Here is a 23206-nt window from a genome sequence, read left to right as displayed (position 1 = left end):
ATGAGTAAGTGGCGGAACCCGACAAGTTCCCAATCACGCCATAAAAAAGAATAGCCGCACAAGGGCCGGCAAGGATAACCGCTCCCTTGCGCTGGAGCTGCTGAATGTAGGATTTTGCGCGAAAACACGTTAGAAAAATGGATCAATGCGGCGCAATTGGGGCAAACTCCTTGGCTTTCAACAGTTCGACAGGGCCTCCCCATGACCACCGTGTCTTCGGTTGATGAGCAACGATTTCGTAAACTCCTGAGCCGCAACGTCAGCTTGCCGTTGGGCGTCGGCGTGCTCAGTGCGGTGTTCTTTGTCTCGCTGATCACTTATCTGCTGTCGGTGATCCAGTGGGTCGAACACAGCGATCGGGTGATCAATAACGCCAATGAAGCGGTGAGGCTGACCGTTGATCTGGAAACCGGCATGCGTGGCTTCCTGCTCAGTGGCGACGAGAAATTTCTCGAACCCTACGAAACCGCCCGGCCGAGAGTCACGGTAGTGGTCAACACCTTGCTCGAACTGACCGCGGACAATCCGGTGCAAACGGACCGATTGCAACGGCTCCAGGCTTTGCAGGATGAGTGGGGCACGTACGCGCAGAACCTGATCGACTTGCAGCGTGCGAGTGGCGATTACCGCAGCGTGGTCAAGGCCGGGCGTGGCAAGCGCCTGACCGATGAGATCCGCAAGCAATTCGAAGACGTGATCGACATGGAGCAGCAGTTGCGCGCCACGCGCAACGATGATGTACGCCGCACCACGATCTGGAGCATCAGCCTTTATCTGCTGTTCATTGCCGGCATCAGCGCATTGCTGGCCTACATTGGTCGCCGGGATTTACTCAAACTGGCGCAAAATTACAGCGCTACGCTCACCGCGCAACAGGCCAGTGCCCGGCGTCTGGAACAGCAAGCCTGGCTGCGCAACGGCCAGACCGAACTGGCCGAGCAGGTACTGGGGCAACTGTCGCTTAATATGCTCGGTCGCAACATTTTGCTGTTTTGTGCGCAATACCTGGGCACGGCCGTCGCGGCTGTTTATGTGCGTGAAGAACATGGCGGCCTCAAGCGGATTGCCTCTTACGGTTTTTCCCGCGAGCAGGAAGAGCGCGATCAACAGATTTACAGCGATGAAGGGATTGTTGGTCAGGTGGCGCAACAGGCGCGCTTGATCCGCCTCGACAACGTACCGAGCGATTACTTCAAGGTCACCTCCGGGCTTGGCGAAGGACTGCCGCACAGCGTTTTGGTGGTGCCGACCAGCGACGACGATCGGGTCAACGGTGTGATTGAACTGGGCTTCCTGCGCCCGCTGAACGATCGTGACATCGAACTGCTCGAGCTGATTGCCGGCAATATCGGCACGTCCATCGAAGCCGCGCGCTATCGCCAACGCTTGCAGGAAGTGCTGGCCGAAACCCAGCAGCTCAATGAAGAGCTGCAGGTCCAGCAGGAAGAACTCAAAACCGCCAACGAAGAGCTTGAAGAACAGTCGCGGGTTCTCAAGGAATCCCAGGCGAATCTGGAAACCCAGCAGTTTGAGCTGGAGCAGACCAACGAACAGCTCGCCGAGCAGGCGCAGATCCTCGCCGAGCAACGCGATGCCATGGACCTGAAGAACACCGAGCTCAATCAGGCCCAGACGCAACTCGAAGAGCGCGCCGAAGAGTTGCAGCGCTCGAGCAAGTACAAATCCGAGTTCCTCGCCAACATGTCCCACGAACTGCGCACGCCGCTGAACAGTTCGTTGATCCTGGCCAAGCTGCTGGCGGAGAACCCCCAGGAAAACCTCAGCGCCGAGCAAGTCAAGTTCGCCGAGTCGATCTATTCGGCCGGTAACGATCTGCTGAACCTGATCAACGACATCCTCGACATTTCCAAGGTCGAGGCCGGCAAGCTTGAGGTGCGCCCGGAGAACACCAGCGTCGCGCGTCTGGTGGACGGTTTGCGCGGGATGTTCCAGCCCATGGCCACGGACAAGAAGCTGGATTTCCAGGTCGATCTACAGCCCGGTGCGCCGATGATGATCTTCACCGACCGTCAGCGCGTGGAGCAGGTGATCAAGAATCTGCTGTCCAACGCGGTGAAGTTCACCGAAAAGGGCACGATCAGTCTGACCGTCGCCAGTCAGCCAGGCGAAGGCATTGTGTTCATCGTCCGTGACTCCGGGATCGGCATTGCAGCGGATCACCAGGAAAGTATTTTCGAGGCGTTCCGTCAGGCCGATGGCACCACCAATCGTCGTTATGGCGGCACAGGCCTGGGCCTGTCGATTTCCCGTGACCTGGCGGCCTTGCTCGGCGGTTCCATCAGCGTCACCAGCGAGCCGGGGCAGGGCAGTGTGTTTACCCTGGTCTTGCCGCAGCAGTACGTTGAGCCGGGCGACACGCCGGTCGAACCGATGAAGGCTTCACCGGTGGTCATGACGCCGAAAGTGGCAACCGCTGCGCTTGTGCCGCTGATTGCCGACGTCGATATCCCGCGCTTCAACGATGACCGCACGAGTGCGCCGTTCGCGACTCGCTGCATTCTGGTGATCGAGGACGAGCCGAACTTCGCGCGCATCCTCTACGACCTGGCGCACGAACTGGGTTATCAGTGCCTGGTGGCCCATGGCGCCGACGAAGGGTACGACCTGGCCAAGGAATACATTCCCGACGCGATCCTTTTGGACATGCGTCTGCCGGACCATTCCGGTCTGACCGTGCTGCAACGCCTGAAGGAGCGCGCGGAAACCCGGCACATTCCGGTGCACGTCATTTCGGTCGAAGACCGCGTCGAAGCCGCCATGCACATGGGTGCCATCGGTTACGCGGTCAAGCCGACCACCCGCGAAGAGCTCAAGGACGTGTTCGCCCGCCTCGAAGCCAAGCTGACCCAGAAGGTCAAGCGCGTGCTGTTGGTCGAAGACGACGATCTGCAGCGCGACAGCATTGCCCGGTTGATCGGCGACGAAGACATCGAAATCACCGCCGTCGGCCTGGCGCAGGATGCGCTGGACTTGCTGCGCACGACGATTTTCGACTGCATGATCATCGACCTGAAACTGCCGGACATGCTCGGCAACGACCTGCTCAAGCGCATGTCCACCGAGGATATCTGCTCGTTCCCGCCGGTGATCGTCTACACCGGGCGCAACCTGACCCGCGACGAAGAGGCCGAGCTGCGCAAGTACTCGCGCTCGATCATCATCAAGGGCGCGCGCTCGCCGGAGCGGTTGCTGGATGAGGTCACACTCTTTCTGCACAAAGTCGAATCCCGGTTGTCCCATGAGCGGCAGACGATGCTCAAGACCGCGCGCAGCCGCGACAAGGTTTTCGAGGGTCGCAAAGTGCTGTTGGTGGACGACGATGTACGCAACATCTTCGCCCTCACCAGCGCGCTGGAGCAAAAGGGTGCAGTCGTGGTCATTGGCCGTAACGGTCGTGAAGCGATTGAAAGACTGAATGAAGTGGAGGACATCGATCTGGTGTTGATGGACGTGATGATGCCGGAGATGGACGGTTTCGAGGCGACGAGCCTGATCCGTCAGGACCCGCGCTGGCGCAAGCTGCCGATCATTGCGGTGACGGCCAAAGCCATGAAGGACGATCAGGAGCGCTGTCTGCAGGCCGGCTCCAACGATTACCTGGCCAAGCCTATCGACCTGGATCGATTGTTCTCGCTGATTCGCGTGTGGTTGCCGAAGATGGAACGCATTTAGTGGAACGCATTTATCCCGTGGAGCGAAATAGCGAAATCGAATTGCGGTTGTTGATCGAGGCGATCTACCTCAAATACAGCTACGACTTTCGCGATTATTCCGGCGCGTCTATCAAGCGTCGCGTGCACCACGCGTTGAGCCAGTTCGAGTGCGCCACCATTTCGGCGCTGCAAGAGAAGGTGCTGCACGATCCAGCGGCATTCATGCAACTGCTGCAATTGCTGACGATCCCGGTCAGCGAGATGTTCCGCGACCCGTCGCACTTCCTGTCGATCCGTCAGGAAGTGGTGCCGTTGCTCAAGACCTATCCCTCGATCAAGATCTGGATCGCCGGTTGCAGCACCGGTGAAGAGGTCTATTCGATGGCGATCCTGCTGCGCGAAGAAGGCTTGCTCGATCGCACCATCATCTACGCCACCGACATCAATCCGCATTCGCTGGAGAAGGCCAAGCAGGGGATTTTCTCCATGGAAAATGTCCGCGCCTACACTCATAACTACCAGCAGGCAGGTGGTCAGCGTTCATTCGCTGACTACTACACGGCGGCGTACGGCTACGCGATTTTCGACAAGACACTCTGTGAGAACGTGACCTTCGCCGACCACAGCCTGGCAACCGACAGTGTCTTTTCAGAAACTCAATTAATTTCGTGTCGTAACGTTTTGATTTACTTCAATAAAAATCTTCAGGACAGAGCATTGGGATTGTTCCACGAATCCCTTTGCCATCGTGGATTTCTGGTGTTGGGCAGCAAGGAAACCCCGGAATTTTCGGCTTTCGGCAACCAGTTCGAGCCGTTGGTCAAACAAGAACGGATCTACCGTAAATCATGAACAGTGCAGCGCAGTTGCCTTCAGTAGAGGCTATCGTGATCGGTGCTTCAGCCGGAGGCGTCGAGGCGTTGCTGAGTATCCTCAGCCCGTTGCGCGAAGGCTTCGTGCTGCCGATCATTGTGGTGCTGCACCTGCCCGACGAGCGTCGCAGTCACCTGGCCGACGTGTTTGCCCGACGCGTGGCCATGCGTGTTCAGGAGGCCCGTGACAAAACGCCGGTCGAAGCGGGAACGCTGTATTTCGCAACGCCCGGCTATCACTTGTCGGTGGAGCAGGACCGCACCTTTTCCCTGAGCCTGGAAGACCGCGTGCATTATTCGCGGCCTGCCATCGACTACCTGTTCTCGTCCGCTGCGGATGCTTATGGCCCAACCCTGGCCGCCGTGCTGCTGACCGGCGCCAACCGCGATGGTGCGAGCGGCCTGGCCCAGGTCAAGCATCGCGGCGGCCTGACCATCGTGCAGGACCCGGACGAAGCCCAAGTCGCGACCATGCCCCTGGCAGCGCTGGATACCCACCAGCCGGACCATATTCTCCCTATCCACGGCATCGGCCGTCTGCTTGTCGAGCTGGAACGAATAGCATGCTAAGTAACATCCAAGCCAAACTGCTGATCGTCGACGATCTGCCGGAGAACCTGTTGGCGCTTGAAGCGCTGATCAAGTGTGAAGACCGCATTGTCTACAAAGCCTTGTCTGCCGACGAAGCCTTGTCGCTGCTGTTGCAGCACGAATTCGCCATGGCCATTCTCGACGTGCAGATGCCCGGCATGAACGGCTTCGAGCTGGCCGAATTGATGCGCGGCACGGAAAAAACCAAGAACATCCCGATTGTGTTCGTCAGTGCCGCCGGCCGTGAACTGAACTATGCGTTCAAAGGCTATGAAAGCGGCGCCGTCGACTTCCTGCACAAGCCGCTGGATATCCACGCGGTCAAGAGCAAGGTCAATGTGTTCGTCGATCTGTTCCGCCAGAGCAAGGCCATGAAGCAACAGGTCGAAGCGCTGGAGCAGAGCCGCCGGGAACAGGAAGCGCTGCTGCAAAAGTTGCAGAGCACACAACTGGAGCTGGAGCAGGCGGTGCGCATGCGCGATGACTTCATGTCCATCGTCGCCCACGAAGTGCGCACGCCGCTCAACGGCCTGATCCTTGAAACCCAGCTGCGCAAGATGCACCTGGCCCGGGACAATGCGGCGGCGTTCACCCTGGACAAGATGAACGCGATGGTCGACCGCGACGAACGGCAGATCAAAAGCCTGATCCGCCTGATCGAGGACATGCTGGATGTATCGCGGATTCGCACCGGCAAGTTGTCGATCCGCCCGACGCGCTTCGATTTGTCGGCGCTGGTGCGCAACTTGCTTCAGAATTTCACCCCGCAGATCGAGGCCGCCGAATCCTCGGTGACCCTGGACGCTGAGCAACCGGTGCAGGGCAGTTGGGATGAATTTCGCATTGAACAGGTGATTTCCAACCTGCTGACCAACGCATTGCGTTATGGCGCCAAGAGCCCGATCAGCGTGAAGGTGTACAGTGAGCACGATCAGGCGCTGGTGGAAGTGCGCGATCAGGGGATCGGCATTGATGAGGAAAACCAGAAGCGTATCTTCCAGCAGTTCGAACGGGTTTCGGCCAAACATGCCGTCGCCGGGCTGGGCCTGGGGTTGTTTATTTCAGAACAGATAGTGACCGCCCATGGCGGTTCCATTACCGTCGAGAGCCGGATTGGCGAAGGCGCCTTGTTTCGCGTTTGTCTGCCGCTGTAGGAAAACAGCCGGATAAACGCAACCTCTGATCGACCCCGGGGTCGTATCAGCAGCTATTGACCGAGCAAAGGCTTCCCATGAGTGAAGATGCACAAGACGTCGTATTGATCGTCGAAGATGACCCCTCGATTCTGATGGTGCTGTCGGCCTATCTGTCGGGTGAGGGCTACCGGGTGCTGCAGGCCGAAAACGGCGAGCAGGCCTTCGAGATTCTGGCGAGCAAGCCGCACCTGGACATGATGATTACCGATTTTCGCCTGCCGGGCGGGATCTCTGGCGTGCAGATCGCCGAGCCTGCAGTGAAGCTGCGACCGGAACTCAAGGTGATTTTCATCAGCGGTTACCCGCAGGAAATCCGCGAGACCGACAGCCCTATCACGCGCAAGGCACCGATTCTGGGCAAGCCGTTTGATCTGGATGTGTTGCAGGAACTCATGCAGGACATGCTGTCGTAAGGCGAACAGCCTGACCCTGTAGGAGCGAGCTTGCTCGCGATGGACGTTAAGGATAACGCGTGCTTTCTGAATAAACGCAGCGCCCTCAGGTCCATCGCGAGCAAGCTCGCTCCTACAGGTGCGTGTTCAGATTCGAATCATTTCCCTGACTTTCGCCGTCAACAGGTCGAAGGTAAACGGCTTGGTAATCAGCTGCATGCCCGGATCGAGGAAACCACCACGCACCGCCGCATGTTCGGCATACCCCGTAATGAACAACACCTTGAGATCGGGCCGGAACTGCCGGCCGATTTCCGCCAGTTGCCGACCGTTCATGCCGGGTAGCCCGACGTCGCTGATCATCAAGTCGATACGTTGCCCGGAATCCAGAATCGGCACCGCGCTGTCGGCATCGCTGGCCTCGACGAAGGCATAACCCAGGTCACTCAGCACGGTACTGACCAGCACCCGCACCGCTGGATCATCCTCGACGATCAGCACCGTTTCGCCGTTCAGCGCGAACAGGGCGTGCTGCACATCCGCCGGACATTCCTGAGGCAGCTCGCCACTGAAACGCGGCAGAAACAGACTCACCGTAGTGCCTTCGCCCACTTCACTGTGAATGGCGACGTGCCCGCGTGATTGTTTGCTGAAACCGTAGATCATCGACAAACCAAGGCCGGTGCCCTGGCCGATCGGCTTGGTGGTGAAAAACGGATCGAAGGCGCGGTTGATCGTGCTTTGCGGCATCCCGCACCCGGTGTCTGTAACGCTGAGCACCACATAGTCGCCGGGTTCGAGGTTGCTGTGGGCTTCGGTGAAATCGTTGTCCAGATGTTGATTGCTGGTGCTGACCACCATATTTCCACCGTCGGGCATGGCATCCCGCGCATTGATCACCAGGTTGAGCAAGGCGCTTTCCAGTTGATTGGGATCGGCCTCGGCCACCCACAGTTGCTCGTTGAGCTGCATGTCCAGGTGAATGCTTTCATTGATACTGCGTTGCAGCAGTTCACCCATGGACACCACCAGGGTGTTCATCTCCACGGGTTTGGAGTCCAGCGACTGACGGCGGGAAAACGCCAGCAAACGGTGAGTCAGACCTGCCGCGCGGTTGGCCGAGGTCACGCCCAGGTCGATCAGGCTGTCCAGATCCTCGGTACGTCCGCGTGCCAGACGCCGACGTAGCAGTTCCAGGCTGCCGATGATCCCGGTCAGCATGTTGTTGAAGTCGTGAGCAATACCGCCGGTGAGCTGGCCGACCGCTTCCATTTTCTGCGATTGACGCAGGGCTTCTTCGTTGTGGCGTAACTGTGCGGTGCGTTCCTCGACCTGCTGTTCCAGGGTTTCGAGGGTGGTTTGCAGGCGCAGTTCGCTTTGACTGAGATCAATCAGCCGATCCCTGGCTTCATACTGTCGTCGTCGGCCGCGCAAAGCGGTGGTCACCAGACTGATCAACGTCACGGGATGAAAAGGGCGCTCAAGGAAAGTGACATTGCCCAGTTGCGGGCCGAAGCGCGAGGCCGGGTTTTGTTCGGGACCGCCATGGTAGGTCATCAGCACGATCGGCAGGTCCGACCACGCCGGCTGTTGCTCGATCAATCCGAACAACGGTTCCACATCACTGCCCAGCAAGGCCTCGGAGGAGATCAGCAGCAACCCGGCGCCATGCTCCAGCTCGGTGCAAAGGTCGATCAGATCGCGGGTGATAACGCCGTCGTAACCCGCTTCATTGAGCAGCATCAGCGCAATCTGGCTGTCACGCCCCAGCGGCGCGAGGATGAGCGCGCGCTCGGACGTCGCTTCCATGACCGTCACGGGGTTTCGTCCCCGAGCAATGGATTGCTCGCACCCAGATAAGTCGGCACGCCGCGCAATACGCCCTGGAATGCGTCCAGCGGTTCGCCGATGGTCATGCCCTGCGCGCTGATGCGGTATTCGCGAATGGTTGATTCATGGCTGCCGGTGCGTTTCTTGATGATCGAGATCGCCCGGCGAACCTTGCCCAGCGCTTCGAAGTAGCGCAGCAAAATAACCGTGTCGGCGAGGTAGGTAATGTCCACGGGCGCTTGCATGTCACCGACCAGCCCATGTTGGGCCACGGTCATGAAGGTCGCGGCACCCCGGCGATTGAGGTACAGCAACAACTCGTGTATGTGCAGCACCAGGGCGTTCTCTTCGGGCATTGCGGCTTGATAGCCGTTGATGCTGTCGATCACCACGGTTTTGATATCACGCTCATCGACGCAGCGACGAACCCGGTGGGAAAACTCGCCAGGGGACAATTCGGCGGCATCCACTTGTTCGATCAGCAGGTTGCCGGTGTCTTGCAGGGCCTCGAGGTCGATCCCAATGTTCTTCATGCGCTCGAACAGCAAGCCCAGCTCTTCATCGAAAATGAACAGCGCGGCTTTCTCGCCCCGGGCCACGGCTGCCGCGGCGAAGATCATCGAGATCAGTGATTTGCCGGTGCCGGCCGGACCGAGGATCAATGTGCTTGAACCGGTCTCGATTCCGCCGCCGAGCAGGGCATCCATTTCCTTGATGCCGCTGGTCAACTGCTGACGGACATACCCCCCACGATGTTCGGCAGCCACCAGGCGCGGGAACACATGCACGCCGTCGCCCATGATCGTGAAGTCATGGAAGCCACCGCGGTATTTCTGGCCTCGGTACTTCACCACGCGGATGCGCCGGCGTTCGGCGCCATAGTTGGGGGTCAGTTCTTCAAGGCGAATCACGCCGTGCGCCACACTGTGCACGGTTTTGTCGAGGGATTCGGTGGTCAGGTCGTCCAGCAACACCACCGTGGCGTCATAGCGCACAAAATAGTGTTTGATTGCGAGGATCTGGCGACGGTAGCGCAGGGAGCTTTGCGCCAGCAGCCGGATTTCGGACAGACTGTCGAGCACCACGCGCGTCGGCTTGACCCGCTCGACCACTTCGAAAATCTGCCTGGTGGCTTCACCCAGCTCGAGGTCCGAGGAGTACAGCAGGCTCTGCTGATGCTCGGCATTGAGCAGGCTTTCGGGTGGCGTCAGCTCGAAGATGTGGATGTTTTCATCCAGCTCCCAGCCATGGGACAACGCGCCTTGGCGCAGTTCGCTTTCGGTTTCGGACAGGGTGATGTACAACGAGCGCTCGCCGGCAGTGGCGCCGGCCAACAGAAAATGCAAAGCGACGGTGGTTTTGCCGGTGCCGGGTTCACCCTCCAGCAAAAACACATGACCGCGGGACAGCCCACCGGCCAGGATGTCATCCAGACCTTCAATGCCGGTGGCGGCTTTTGCACTGAACAACTCGTTAGATGTAGACAAAAAATGCCCTCTCATGACCAGGGGAAGCGAGGCAGCAGGCTTGAAGTGTTTAAATGGACTGCCTGTTCACTTGACCATTGGCGGAGATGAGCGTTCAACACTTTTTGGGGTGGGGATTATGCAAAAGCAAAAGATCGCAGCCTGCGGCAGCTCCTACGGATGAACGCATCTGGCGTAGGAGCTGCCGCAGGCTGCGATCTTTTCAAAGGCCTTGCTGCAATGCCGGGTCGTCGGGGTTGAGTTGTTCAAGTTGCGCCAACAGAATCTGCACGTTTTGCAGCTGCCCGCTTTCTTTCCAGTAGTTGATCAACAGGACCCGGGCCTTGCGGTCGGCGGGGTGGCGCTGGACGATTTCCTGCAATTGTTTCTGCGCCGCTTCCAGCTCTTGCTCGCCATACAGCGTGGTCGCCAGGTCGTAGCGATAATCCTTGTTGTCCGGTTCAAGTTCCACGGCTTTGGATAAGCCGAGCAGGGCGAACTCACTCTGACCGTGGTGCAGCAACCACATCCCCAGAGCATGTTGCAGGTACGCGGAGTCGGGCTGGGCCTTCAACTGTTTGGCCAACAGCAGCCGGGCTGCTTCGCTTTGGCCCTGCTTGTCCAGCACTTCGATCTGCATGACCAGCGCGGGCAGATTGTCGGGGGCAAGGCGCAAGGTGTTTTCAAGCGCCTGTTGCGCTGCCTTGTACTCGCCATTGTGCAGATGCAGCCGGGCCAGTTGGTATTGGTTGTCTGCGCTTTCAGGTGCATGGGTGAGCACCTGCTCCCAGGCGTCAATGGCCTGCTGCAACGGTCCGAAATACAAACCCAGGTCGTCCGGCGACAGCCCCAGCAAAGCGCTCACCGCAGCAAACCGGACACGTTGTTCGCTGTCATCAAGCAACGGGCCCAGCAACAAACTGCGCTGGCCGCTGGGAACCAGCCCGCTGATGCTTCTGATGGCGGCGATGCGCACATCGGCCGAGGGGTGTTGCAGGTCGGCATCCGCCAGCTTCAGGGCCTGGGGGCTGGGATAGTTGGGCAGCTCGGCATGCAGCCAGACGCGGCGTTTGGGGGAAATGTCGGGACGCCCCAATTGCTGATAAAGCACCCGCGCCGCGCCCGGTTGACCGCCCCGCGCCTGTGTCAGTGCTTCGCTGTAACCGCGCTTGATCGCTTCCGGCACCACGGGGGTCGTACTGCGCAGGAAAAGCCAGGCGAGGCCAATGGCAAACAGGACGCAGAGGCTGATGATCAGGTAACGGCGGGACTGGGGCATGCAGTAATCCAGGAGCTGGCAAGCTTTTGCAAGGTTGCCAGCTTCGGTCACACCGGGCTGTGAGTCAAACCTGCCTTCTTTGAAAGGCCTGCGGTCTTCGTCAATCAAGGAGTTCCGGTCGGTCGCGAAATTGCGCCAATGCCTCGGGATTGGCCAGCGCATCGGTATTTTTCACCGGCTGGCCATGCACCACGTTCCGCACCGCCAGCTCGACCACTTTGCCGCTGATGGTGCGTGGAATGTCCGTCACTGCGACGATCTTCGCCGGCACATGCCGTGGCGTGGTGTTGGCGCGAATGACCTGGCGAATCTGCTGTTGCAGGGCTTCGTCGAGCTCGATGCCGTCGCGCAAGCGCACGAACAGCACCACCCGCACGTCATCCTGCCACTGCTGACCGATGGCGACGCTGTCGATCACTTGCGGGACTTTCTCCACCTGACGGTAGATTTCCGCGGTGCCGATGCGCACGCCGCCGGGGTTGAGTACCGCGTCCGAGCGGCCGTGAATCATCATCGCGCCATGAACCAGCTGTTCGGCGTAATCGCCCTGGGCCCAGACTCCCGGGAATTGGCTGAAGTAGGACGCGCGCAGCTTTTCGCCGGTCGGGTCGTTCCACAGGCCGATGGGCATCGCCGGGAAGTGTCGGGTACAGACCAGCTCGCCTTTTTCGCCAACCACCGGCGTGCCGGCATCGTTCCAGACCTCGACGGCCATGCCCAGGCTCTTGCCCTGGATTTCGCCGCGACGCACCGGTAGCCACGGATTGCCGTTGACGAAGCACGAAACGATGTCGGTGCCGCCGGACATCGACGCCAGGCACAGGTCGGCTTTGAAGTCGCGATAAACGTAGTCGTAACTTTGCGGCGACAGCGCAGAACCGGTGCACAGCAGGGTTTTCAGGCTGCCAAGATCGTGGCTTTGCCGAGGCTTCACGCCGTTGCTTTCCAGCGTCGCGAGGTACTTGGGGCTGGTGCCGAACACGCTGATGCGCTCGTCGTCGATCAGGTCGATCAAACGTTCCGGGCCGGGATGAAACGGCGAGCCGTCGTACAGCACCACGGCGCTGTCCACGGCCAGGGCCGAGACCAGCCAGTTCCACATCATCCAGCCGCACGTGGTGTAGTAGAACAAACGGTCGGCGGGGCCGAGATCGCAATGCAGGCCATGTTCCTTGACGTGTTGCAGCAGCACGCCGCCGGTGCTGTGAATGATGCATTTGGGCACGCCGGTGGTGCCGCTGGAGTAGAGGATGTACAGCGGGTGCGCGAAGGGCACGGCGACAAAGTCCGGCTCGCCGCCCGGTTCGTAGAATTCATCCCACAGCGTTACGTCGGCCTGGGTGCGGAATTCTTCGATGCGAGCCTGTGGTCGAGCGTAAGGCACGACGATCAATTGTTGCAGCGACGGCAAGCGTTCGAGGATTTCGTTGACCTTGGCGCGCTGGTCGATGTCTTTGCCGGCATAGCGGTAGCCGGCGCAGGTGATCAGCACTTTCGGTTCGATCTGGCCGAAGCGGTCGATCACCCCTTGGGTGCCGAAGTCCGGCGACGAACAGGACCAGATCGCCCCGAGGCTGGTGGTCGCGAGCATGGCCACCAGGGTTTGCCAGGTATTGGGCATGCACGCGGCGACGCGGTCACCGAGGCCGACGCCGGCGACGATCAAACTGTTTTGAAAGCCGGCGACATGTTCGGCCAGTTCGGCCCAGGTCAGCTGTTCGCGCTGGCCGTTTTCGCCGATCGCGATCACGGCGACGGCATCGTCACGACGGCGCAGCAGGTGTTCGGCAAAGTTCAGGGTGGCGCCGGGGAACCATTGGGCGCTGGGCATGTGATCGCCTTCGATCAGCACGGCGTCGGGTTGATCGTGGAAGCGGATATCAAAGAAATCGACGATGGCTTGCCAGAAGTCGACCCGCTGATCGATGGACCATTGATGCAGATCGGCGTAGTCGGCGACGTCGAGGCGGTGTCGCTGATTGATGAAGCGCCGGAAGGCCTCCATGCGGGTCTTGGCGATGCGCTTGGCGCCGGGTTGCCAGAGGATGTCGGACATGATTTGCCTCTTCTTATTAATGCATTCAGTCGGCTTTTTGTGGCGAGGGGATTTATCCCCGTTGGGTGGCGAAGCCACCCCAAACCCGCCACCCCAGGTATAACTGACATACAGAGAACGCAGGATTTACGACTGCTTCGCAGCCGAGCGGGGATAAATCCCCTCGCCACAGGGGTTAGCGGCTGATTACTGCGCCAACCACCCACCATCAATATTCCACGCCGCGCCCCGCACCTGGCTACCGGCCTCGCTGCACAAGAACAACACCAGCTCACCCAATTGCGGCGGCGTGACGAACTCCAGCGACGGCTGCTTCTCGGCCAGCAAATCATGCTGCGCCTGCTGCGGATCAATCCCGGTGGCGATGCGGTCATCAATCTGCTTCTGCACCAGCGGCGTCAACACCCAGCCCGGGCAAATGGCGTTGCAGGTGACATTGGTCGTGGCGGTTTCCAGGCCGACCACCTTGGTCAAGCCGATCACCCCGTGCTTGGCCGCGACATAAGCCGCTTTGCCCACCGACCCGACCTGGCCATGCACCGAAGCGATATTGATGACCCGTCCCCAACCTTTTTTGCGCATGCCCGGCAGGCTCAAACGGGTGCTGTGGAACACCGACGACAAGTTGATCGCAATGATCGAATCCCAGCGCTCAACGGGAAAGTCTTCCACGCAAGCCACATGCTGGATGCCGGCATTGTTGACCAGAATGTCCACGCCGCCGAACTCGCGCTCGGCGTATTCGATCATGTCGGCGATCTGCGTCGGGTCACTGACATCGGCGGGGTGATGGCCGACCTTGCCGCCGAACTGTTCAACCTCGGCAATCACTGTGGAGGCATCGCCGAAACCGTTGAGAATCAGGTTGGCGCCAGCCTTGGCCAGGCTGATAGCGATGCCCAGGCCAATGCCGCTGGTGGAGCCGGTGACCAGTGCGGTCTTGCCCGAAAGAGTCGTCATGAATACCTCACACAATACCAGTGGCGTAGAAAATACCGATCACCACAAAAACCGCCAGGGTCTTGATCAGCGTAATACAGAAAATGTCTTTGTAGGCTTCGCGGTGGGTCAGGCCGGTCACCGCCAGCAATGTGATGACCGCGCCGTTGTGCGGCAGAGTGTCCATGCCGCCACTGGCCATCGCGGCGACGCGGTGCAGCACTTCCAGGGGAATGTTCGCTGCATGGGCCGCGGCGATAAAGTTATTGGCCATGGCCGCCAGTGCAATGCTCATGCCGCCCGACGCCGAACCGGTGATGCCGGCCAGCAGGGTCACGGTGATCGCTTCGTTGACCAGCGGGTTGGGAATGCTTTTGAGCCAGTCAGCCAGTACCAGAAAGCCCGGCAAGGATGCGATCACCGCGCCAAAACCGTATTCCGACGCCGTGTTCATCGCTGCCAGCAATGAACCGCTGACCGCACTTCGACTGCCTTCGGCCAACTTGCCGCGAATCGCCTTGAAGCCGAATACCAGCACCATGATGATGCCGACCAGCAACGCAGCCTGAACCGCCCAGATCGCCGTGAGTTTGGCGATTTCAGTGGTCACCGGCGCGGCCATGCCTGGCAGCGCGAGGCTGTGGGTCTTGCCGTACCACTGTGGAATCCACTGGGTAAACAGCAGGTTCATGATGCCCACCGCCAGCAGCGGCGACAGCGCAATCCACGGATTAGGCAGCTTGATATTGGCAGCGGTTTCCGGTTCGTTGCGCAGGTCGGAGCCATAGCCTTCACCGGCGCGCTGGGCCTTGTTGCGTTGGCGCTGGAGAAACAGCATGCCGGCGCAGAACACGAAAATCGCCCCGATCACACCCAGCCACGGCGCCGCCCAGGCGGTGGTGTTGAAGAAGGTGCTGGGAATGATGTTCTGGATTTGCGGGGTGCCGGGCAGGGCGTCCATGGTGAACGAAAACGCGCCGAGGGCGATGGTCGCCGGGATCAGGCGTTTAGGGATATTACTCTGGCGGAACATTTCGGCAGCGAACGGGTAAACCGCAAACACCACCACAAACAGCGACACGCCGCCGTACGTCAGCAGGGCGCAGACCAGCACGATCACCAGCATCGCCTGGCGGGTGCCGAGCAAACGAATCGCCGCCGCGACAATGGAACGCGAGAAACCCGACAACTCGATCAGCTTGCCGAATACCGCACCGAGCAGGAACACCGGGAAGTACAGTTTGATGAAACCGACCATTTTCTCCATGAATACCCCGGTAAAGGCGGGGGCGACAGCGGAAGGGTCGGTGAGCAGAACGGCGCCGAGGGCGGCGATCGGGGCAAAGAGGATAACGCTGTAGCCACGATAGGCCGCGAGCATCAGCAGCGTGAGGGCTGCCAAGGCGATGATCACACTCATGGTGTGTCTCCTGGATTGTTATTTTTTTGGGGTGAAGTTTTGTGGGAAAGGGCTTTAGCGAGTTTCGTGCCAAGCCTGTAACATATTGAAATATAAGGATATTTATTATTTTCCGAGCCGATATTGAGCTATTTATCTCTGTTTTGAGACTTGTGCTGGCAGGTCTGGCCCTTTGCGAGCAAGCCCGCTCCCACAGTTGACCGAGTTGTTCAGGAAAACATGGTCAACTGTGGGAGCGGGCTTGCTCGCGAAGGCCTGTCTAGCAATGGAGATGAGTGTCTCTTTATGGAGACTCGGCAATCCCCAGCGCCACCATCTTCTTGTACAGCGTCGACCGCCCAAGCCCCAGCCGTGCCGCCGCTTCAATCACCTTTCCCCCGCATTGCGCGAGGGCGGATTCAATCAATTGCCGGTCAAATCGTTCGCGAGCCTCACTAAACGTCTCGTGTGCAATCGACTCAACCTTCAATGGCACCGCGCGTTCGACCGGCGTAAACGTACCAATCGCCGCGCCGATATCCCCTGCATTCAGCATCAGATCGTCACTGAGCAACGCCGCCCGCTCCAGCACGTTGCGCAGTTCGCGAATATTCCCCGGCCAGGCGTGTTGCCCCAATAGCTCCAGCGCTTCGCGGTTCAGTTCATGCTGACTGCGCAGCTCCTCAAGAATCGCTTCACTGAGCGCCGGCAAGTCATCGAGACGATCCCGCAGCGGCGGCACCTGAATTGGTAGCACGTTGAGGCGGTAATACAGATCGGCACGAAACTCGCCGCGTTTGATCGCCGCTTCAAGGTCGGTCGAGGTCGCGGCGATCACTCGCACATCGCTCTGAATCACTTCGTTGGAACCTACCGGTTCGAATTCTTTTTCCTGCAACACCCGTAGCAGTTTGCTTTGCAGGGGCAGCGGCATGTCGCCGATCTCATCGAGGAACAGCGTGCCACCCTGGGCAATCTGCAACTTGCCGGCACGGCCCTTGCGGTCCGCACCGGTGAACGCGCCGGGGGCGGTGCCGAAGAATTCGGCTTCCAGCAGCGATTCGGGAATCGCGGCGCTGTTGATGCTGACAAAGGCTTTATGGGCGCGCGGCGAAGCCCCGTGAATAGCCTGCGCCAACAGCTCTTTGCCAGTGCCGGTTTCGCCGAGCAGCAACACCGGCGAATCTGCGCTGGCACTGCGCCGGGCGCGGCGTTTGACTTCGAGGCTGGCCGCGCTGGTGCCGATAAAATGCGCGAAGTTGTACTTGGTCTGTCGTGCCCGCAGCAACGAGCGGGTGGAGGCCAGTTCCTCCTGCATGCTCATGTAGCGCTTGAGCATCGGTGACAGGCTGCGCAACTCGTCGAACAACGCAAAACCAATCGCACCGATCACCTCGCCGGCATCGTCGTGAATCGGCAGGCGCATGACCACCAGCGGTTCTTTGGGGGTGTCCTGCATGTCGAGCAAAATCGGCCGACCGGTGCGCACCACCTCACGCAGCAGACTGCCGGGGATCACACTTTCGCAGGCCTTGCCGATGGCCACTTCAGCCGACGCCAGACCGAAGCGCCGAGCATAGCGTTCGTTCATCCAGACGATGTTGGCGTCGCGATCGACGATCACCGTGCCTTCACTCGACTGCTCGATGATTTCGAACAACGAACGGATCGCCAACAGGCGAACGCGCTGGTAATCCTTTAGGCTTTCGGTGGTGTTCATGTCGGCTGATCCTGATTGTGTATTGCTTGTACTGGCCCCTTCGCGAGCAAGCCCGCTCCCACAGGATTTGGGGATGCCGCCGAATTTGAGCTCGACGCAAAAACCTGTGGGAGCGGGCTTGCTCGCGAAGGGGGCGACGCGGTCTTATTGAATGACGCGGATTATGCCTACCGCGGATGTGCCGCCGCCAACAGCTCTTTGGTGTACGGATGCTGCGGCGAATCAAACACGTCGTGGCTGGCACCGCTTTCCACCACCTTGCCGTCCTTGATCACGATCATGTCATGGGCGAGGGCGCGGACCACCGCCAGGTCGTGGCTGATAAACAGGTACGTCAGCCCGTGTTTTTCCTGAAGCTGACGGAGCAGGGCGACCACTTGTTTTTGCACTGTGCGGTCCAGCGCCGAGGTCGGTTCGTCGAGCAGGATCAGCGCCGGTTTCAGCACCAGTGCCCGGGCAATGGCGATGCGCTGACGCTGGCCGCCGGAAAATTCGTGGGGGTAGCGATGGCGGCTTTGCGGGTCGAGGCCGACTTCCTGCAGTGCCCGAATCACTTCGGCCTTGCATTCGTCCGCCGTCAACTGGCTGTGAACCTCCAGGCCTTCACTGATGATCTGCGCCACGGACATCCGTGGACTGAGGCTGCCGAAAGGGTCCTGGAACACCACCTGCATTTTCTTGCGCCACGGCCGCAGTTGTTTTTGCGTCAGACCATCCAGCGCCTCGCCCTGAAAGCGAATGCTGCCTTCGGAGTCGAGCAGACGCAGGATCGCCTGACCGAGCGTCGACTTGCCCGAGCCGGATTCACCCACAATGCCCAGCGTCTTGCCGCGCTGGACATTCAGGCTGATGCCATCCACTGCATGCAAATACGTTTTGCGCTGGAACAGTCCGCCACTGAGAGCGAAGCGCACGCAAAGATTCTCCACTTCCAGTACGTTCTCGCGCGCGTCCCGGGCCAGGGCTTCGCCTTCCGGTTCGGCATTCAAAAGCTCGCAGCTGTACGGATGTTTTGGCTCGGTGAACAGCGTCTCGCACGGCGCCTGTTCGACGATTTCCCCGGCCTTCATCACGCACACGCGCTGGGCGATGCTGCGCACCAGGTTGAGGTCGTGGCTGATCAGCAGCAGTGACATGCCAAGTCGCTGTTGCAGGGATTTGAGCAGCAGCAGGATCTTGCGTTGCACCGTCACGTCAAGCGCCGTCGTCGGTTCGTCGGCGATCAGCAACTCCGGTTCGCAAGCCAGGGCCATGGCGATCATCACCCGTTGCCGCTGTCCGCCGGACAGTTGATGCGGATACGCCTTGAGCCGCTCTTTGGGTTTCTGGATGCCCACCAGGTGCAGCAACTCAAGAATCCGTGCCTGCGCGGGTTTGCCGGTCAAGCCTTTGTGCAATAGCAGGGTTTCGCCGATCTGTTTTTCGATGCTGTGCAGCGGATTGAGCGAGGTCATCGGCTCCTGGAAAATCATCGCGATGCGGTTGCCGCGCAACTCCCGCAAAACCCTGGACGGTGCGCCGAGCAACTCCTTGCCGCGATAGCGGATGCTGCCGGTGGTTTCGGTGCCGGTCTCGGGCAGCAGTTGCAGGATCGAGTGTGCGGTCACCGATTTGCCGGAACCCGACTCGCCGACCAATGCCAGGCATTCACCGGGGCGGATGTCCAGGCACAGATTGCGCACCACGGTCTGGCCGCTGAAGGCCACGCTGAGGTTGCGGATTTCGATCAGGTTACTCATATCAACATCCGCTTATTCAAGACCGAGGATCAAAGGCATCTCGCAACGCCTCGCCGATAAACACTAATAAAGAAAGAATCAACGCCAGGGTGAAAAACGCCGTCAGCCCCAGCCACGGTGCTTGCAGATTCTGTTTGCCCTGACCGATCAACTCACCCAGCGAAGCGCTGCCGGCCGGCATGCCGAAACCGAGAAAATCCAGCGCTGTCAGCGTCGAAATTGCCCCGGTCAGAATGAACGGCAGGTAGCTCAGGGTCGCGTTCATCGCGTTGGGCAGGATGTGCCGCACGATGACTTTGCGATCGGTCAGGCCCAGCGCGCGGGCGGCTTTGACGTATTCCAGGTTGCGTCCGCGCAGGAACTCGGCGCGCACCACGTCCACCAGGGCCAGCCAGGAAAACAGCGCCATGATCCCCAGCAACCACCAGAAATTCGGCTCGACGAATCCCGACAGGATGATCAGCAAATACAGCACCGGCAGCCCCGACCAGACTTCCAGCAAACGCTGACCGATCAGGTCGACCCAGCCGCCGTAATAGCCTTGCAACGCGCCGGCAGCGATGCCGATCAGCGCGCTGACAAACGTCAGCATCAACGCAAACAGAATCGACACCCGCGCGCCGAAAATCACCCGGGCCAACACGTCGCGCGCCTGGTCGTCGGTGCCCAGCCAATTGACGTTCGAGGGTGGGCTCGGCGCCGGTTTGTTCAAGTCATAGTTGGGTGTGTCGTCGCTGAACGGGATCGGCGGAAACAGCAACCAGCCGCCGTCCTTTTTGATCAGCTTCTGTACATAGTCGCTGCGGTAGTCGGCCTGGAACGGCAGTTGCCCGCCGAATTCCTGCTCGGTGTAGCGCTTGAAAACCGGGAAGTACAACGAGCCCTGATAGCTGACCACCAGCGGTTTGTCATTGGCGATCAGTTCGCCGCCCAGGCTCAACAGGAACAGGCCGACAAAAAGCCACAGCGACCACCAGCCACGGCGGTTTTTCTTGAATCGTTCGAAACGGCGACGCGCCAACGGAGAAAGCGTGAACATCAGGCGTTCCTCGCGGCGAAGTCGATACGCGGGTCGACCAGGGTGTAGCAGAGGTCGCCGACCAGTTTTATCAGGAGGCCGAACAGCGTGAAGATGAACAGCGAACCGAACACCACCGGATAGTCCCGGGACACCGCGGCTTCGTAACTCATGCGGCCCAGGCCATCGAGGGAAAAGATCACCTCGATCAGCAGCGAGCCGGCGAAGAACACACTGATGAATGCCTGGGGAATGCCCGACACCACCAACAGCATGGCGTTGCGGAACACGTGGCCGTACAGCACGCGCCGTTCGCTCATGCCTTTGGCGCGGGCGGTGACCACATATTGGCGGGTGATTTCATTGAGGAAAGAGTTCTTGGTCAGGATCGTCAGCGTGGCAAACCCGCCGATCACCAACGCCGTCACCGGCAACACCAGGTGCCAGAAATAGTCGGCGATCTTGCCCACGGTGGAGAGGGAGTCGAAGTTGTCCGAGACCAGGCCGCGCACCGGGAACCAGTTCAGCGACGTGCCGCCGGCGAACACCACGATCAGGAACATCGCGAACAGGAACGCCGGCATCGCGTAGCCGATGATGATCGCGGTGCTGCTCCAGATATCGAAGTGGCTGCCGTGGTGCACGGCTTTGCGGATACCCAGCGGGATCGACACCAAATAAGTAATCAGCGTCGCCCAAAGCCCGAGGGAAATGGTCACCGGCATTTTTTCCAGGATCAGATCGGTGACTGTGGCACCGCGGAAAAAGCTCTTGCCGAAGTCCAGTTGCGCATAGCTTTTGAGCATCAGCCACAGACGTTCCGGCGCCGGTTTGTCGAAGCCGTATTGTTTTTCGATCTCCTTGATCAGCTGCGGATCGAGGCCGCGACTGGCCCGTGAACTGCCGCTCATGACTTCGCTGGAACCGCCGCCGACACTGGCGCCGCCGATGCCTTGCAGGTGCGCGATCGCCTGTTCCACCGGACCGCCCGGCGCGGCCTGAACGATGACGAAGTTGACCAGAAGAATGATCACCAGGGTCGGAATGATCAGCAGCAGACGCCGCAGAATATAAGCCCACATCAGTGCGGCCCTCCGGGTTTGCCGCGCTTGATAAGCTCGGCGGTCATCTGTTGGTTGGTCAGCGGCGTGGTACTCACTTCCCACCAACTCTCGATGGCTTCGTCATTGGCGGCTTGCACGCTGGGAATCCCGAAGCGGTTCCACCACACGGTCGAACTGCCCGGCGGATAGTAGTTGGGAATCCAGTAGTAGTTCCATTGCAGCACCCGGTCGAGTGCATGGGCGTAGCGCAACATATCGGACTGGGTGGTGGCGCGAACCAGGCCGCTGACCAGCGTATCGACCGCAGGATTCTTCAACACCATGTAATTGTTGGAGCCCGGATCATTGGCCGCCGCCGAGCCAAAATAGTTGTTCAACTCGTTTCCCGGCGAGGTGGTGACCGGGTAGCCCGTGACGATCATGTCGTAATCCCGGGACATCAGGCGATTGACGTACTGGGACGAGTCGATGCGGCGGATGTTCATATCGATGCCGATCTGCTTCAGCGTGCGCTTGTACGGCAGCAGCAAACGGTCCATGCCGTTCTGACTGACCAGGAACGTGAAGCTCAGCGGTTTGCCTTCGGCGCTCACCAGTTGGTCGCCATCCGGTTTCCATCCGGCCTGTTCCAGCAAATCCAGCGCTTGCAGTTGTTTGTCGCGGATCACGCCGCTGCCGTCGGTTTTCGGTGCCTCGAAGACTTGGGTGAACACTTCGTCGGGGATCTGTCCACGCAAGGGTTCAAGAATCGCCAGTTCGGCGGCATCCGGCAGGCTACGGGCGGCGAGGGCGGTGTTGGAGAAGAAACTCTGCTGGCGGATATAGAGGTCGCGCATCATCTGCCGGTTGCTCCATTCGAAATCCCAGAGCATCACCAGCGCTTGGCGTACGCGGCGGTCCTGGAACAGCGGATTTTGCAGATTGAACACGAAGCCTTGCGCCGATTGCGGTGCGTTTTGCGCCAGATGCGCCTTCTGCAGGCGACCGTCACTGAGGGCCGGGCTGTCGTAGCCGATGGAGTAAGCCGTGGCGGAGAATTCACGGTTGTAGTCGTAGGCACCGCCGCGCAACACCTGACGGGCCACGTCGGTATCGCCGAAATACTCGATGCTGAAATGGTCGAAATTGTAGAGCCCGCGGCTGACCGGCAGATCCTTGCCCCACCAGTCTGGATTGCGCTCGAACGTGATGCTGCGCCCGGAATCGACCTTGCTCACCTTGTACGGACCGCTGCCCAGTGGCGGCTCGTAACCACCGCCGCCGGCGAAATCGCGGGTTTTCCACCAGTGCTCGGGAAACACCGGCAAGGTCGCGATGTCGAGGGGCAGGGTGCGGTTTTCATTGCTTTTGAAATCGAAACGCACCGTTAGCGGGGATTCCACTTCGACACCTTTGACGTCAGCGAACTGAGTGCGATAACGCAGGCTGCCCTGGGTCATCAGCAGATCGAAGGTGTAGCGCACATCTTCGGCGGTGATCGGCTTGCCATCGGCGAAGCGGGCCTTGGGATTGAGGTAGAAACGCAGCGACAAACCGTCGTCCGAGCGCTCCATTTTCTGCGCCACCAGACCGTACACGGTGTAAGGCTCATCCATTGAACGCTGGGCCAGCGGCGAATAGATCAAGCCGTCGATCTGCGTCACGCCGATGCCTTTGTCTATATAAGGCAAGACATGGTCGAAGTGGCCGATTTCGACGGCTGATCGGCGCATGGTCCCGCCCTTGGGAGCCTGGGGGTTGGTGTAGGCAAAATGACTGAAGCCGGCAGGGTATTTCGCCGGTTCGCCGTAGACGGTCAGCGCGTGTTGGGGTGCGGCGTTCACACCGGCGGCGCCCAACAGCAGGGCCACGGCAGTGAACAACAAAGTGGGGAAAGCCAGTCGCATTGTCAGCCTTATAGCCGGGTGGTCGATAACCGCAATTTGTACGCTAGCAGCGCGTCCCTCGCCAGCCGTATCACACATCCGAAAC

General features: G+C 59.8%; 16 protein-coding genes. 5 read left to right on the top strand and 11 right to left on the bottom strand.

Translation table 11 applies throughout. The features are described from left to right. Window positions 1-201 precede the first annotated feature (201 nt). From ACYZTL_RS03555 to ACYZTL_RS03535, 5 genes are all read left to right on the top strand, one after another. Window positions 202-3693, top strand: a complete 3492-nt coding sequence (locus ACYZTL_RS03555; RefSeq protein ID WP_461950603.1) for a response regulator — start codon at window positions 202-204, stop codon at window positions 3691-3693. Next, the gene (locus ACYZTL_RS03550; protein ID WP_461950602.1) at window positions 3693-4526 is read left to right on the top strand and encodes a CheR family methyltransferase; all 834 of its coding nucleotides are present in this window, start codon (window positions 3693-3695) and stop codon (window positions 4524-4526) included. The genes ACYZTL_RS03555 and ACYZTL_RS03550 overlap by 1 nt, the downstream gene beginning before the upstream one ends. After that, entirely contained in the window at window positions 4523-5116 is a 594-nt protein-coding gene (locus tag ACYZTL_RS03545; RefSeq protein WP_461950601.1) for a chemotaxis protein CheB, read from the top strand. The genes ACYZTL_RS03550 and ACYZTL_RS03545 overlap by 4 nt, the downstream gene beginning before the upstream one ends. Next, on the top strand, window positions 5110-6291 hold the full coding sequence (locus ACYZTL_RS03540; RefSeq protein WP_461950600.1) for a hybrid sensor histidine kinase/response regulator: 1182 nt from the start codon (window positions 5110-5112) through the stop codon (window positions 6289-6291). The genes ACYZTL_RS03545 and ACYZTL_RS03540 overlap by 7 nt, the downstream gene beginning before the upstream one ends. Before the next feature lie 77 nt (window positions 6292-6368). Further along, window positions 6369-6746 (top strand): response regulator, encoded by a 378-nt coding sequence (locus ACYZTL_RS03535; RefSeq protein WP_010460444.1) that lies wholly within the window; start codon window positions 6369-6371, stop codon window positions 6744-6746. Window positions 6747-6872: 126 nt separating this feature from the next. Here the strand turns inward: ACYZTL_RS03535 and ACYZTL_RS03530 are convergent, their stop codons facing one another. From ACYZTL_RS03530 to ACYZTL_RS03480, 11 genes are all read right to left on the bottom strand, one after another. Beyond that, window positions 6873-8543, bottom strand: coding sequence for an ATP-binding protein (locus ACYZTL_RS03530; RefSeq protein WP_461950599.1), 1671 nt, complete (start codon window positions 8541-8543; stop codon window positions 6873-6875). After that, on the bottom strand, window positions 8540-10042 hold the full coding sequence (locus ACYZTL_RS03525) for an ATPase domain-containing protein (RefSeq protein WP_461950598.1): 1503 nt from the start codon (window positions 10040-10042) through the stop codon (window positions 8540-8542). Before ACYZTL_RS03525 ends, ACYZTL_RS03530 begins: the two co-directional genes overlap by 4 nt. Before the next feature lie 202 nt (window positions 10043-10244). Continuing rightward, window positions 10245-11300: a tetratricopeptide repeat protein gene (locus ACYZTL_RS03520; RefSeq protein WP_461950597.1), complete on the bottom strand. Its 1056-nt coding sequence runs from the start codon at window positions 11298-11300 to the stop codon at window positions 10245-10247. 100 nt (window positions 11301-11400) lie between these two features. Next, window positions 11401-13356: an acetoacetate--CoA ligase gene (locus tag ACYZTL_RS03515; protein ID WP_461950596.1), complete on the bottom strand. Its 1956-nt coding sequence runs from the start codon at window positions 13354-13356 to the stop codon at window positions 11401-11403. Window positions 13357-13542: 186 nt separating this feature from the next. Then, window positions 13543-14316, bottom strand: a complete 774-nt coding sequence (locus ACYZTL_RS03510) for a 3-hydroxybutyrate dehydrogenase (RefSeq protein WP_461950595.1) — start codon at window positions 14314-14316, stop codon at window positions 13543-13545. A gap of 7 nt (window positions 14317-14323) precedes the next feature. After that, on the bottom strand, window positions 14324-15715 hold the full coding sequence (locus ACYZTL_RS03505) for a GntP family permease (protein WP_461950594.1): 1392 nt from the start codon (window positions 15713-15715) through the stop codon (window positions 14324-14326). Window positions 15716-15998: 283 nt separating this feature from the next. Continuing rightward, window positions 15999-17414 (bottom strand): sigma-54 interaction domain-containing protein, encoded by a 1416-nt coding sequence (locus tag ACYZTL_RS03500; protein ID WP_461950593.1) that lies wholly within the window; start codon window positions 17412-17414, stop codon window positions 15999-16001. 167 nt (window positions 17415-17581) lie between these two features. Continuing rightward, complete coding sequence (locus tag ACYZTL_RS03495) at window positions 17582-19153, bottom strand: ABC transporter ATP-binding protein (protein WP_461950592.1); 1572 nt, start codon at window positions 19151-19153, stop codon at window positions 17582-17584. A gap of 16 nt (window positions 19154-19169) precedes the next feature. Then, complete coding sequence (locus ACYZTL_RS03490; protein ID WP_461950591.1) at window positions 19170-20192, bottom strand: ABC transporter permease; 1023 nt, start codon at window positions 20190-20192, stop codon at window positions 19170-19172. Continuing rightward, window positions 20192-21253, bottom strand: a complete 1062-nt coding sequence (locus ACYZTL_RS03485) for a microcin C ABC transporter permease YejB (protein ID WP_461950590.1) — start codon at window positions 21251-21253, stop codon at window positions 20192-20194. Before ACYZTL_RS03485 ends, ACYZTL_RS03490 begins: the two co-directional genes overlap by 1 nt. After that, window positions 21253-23121 carry an extracellular solute-binding protein gene (locus tag ACYZTL_RS03480; RefSeq protein ID WP_461950589.1) on the bottom strand — a complete coding sequence of 623 codons (1869 nt, stop codon included), beginning with the start codon at window positions 23119-23121 and terminating at the stop codon, window positions 21253-21255. Before ACYZTL_RS03480 ends, ACYZTL_RS03485 begins: the two co-directional genes overlap by 1 nt. Window positions 23122-23206: the final 85 nt, after the last annotated feature.

Source organism: Pseudomonas sp. LB3P81 (assembly GCF_054897965.1).
Note: the sequence above shows the minus strand (reverse complement) of the source record. Positions and strands in the feature narration are given on the sequence as shown.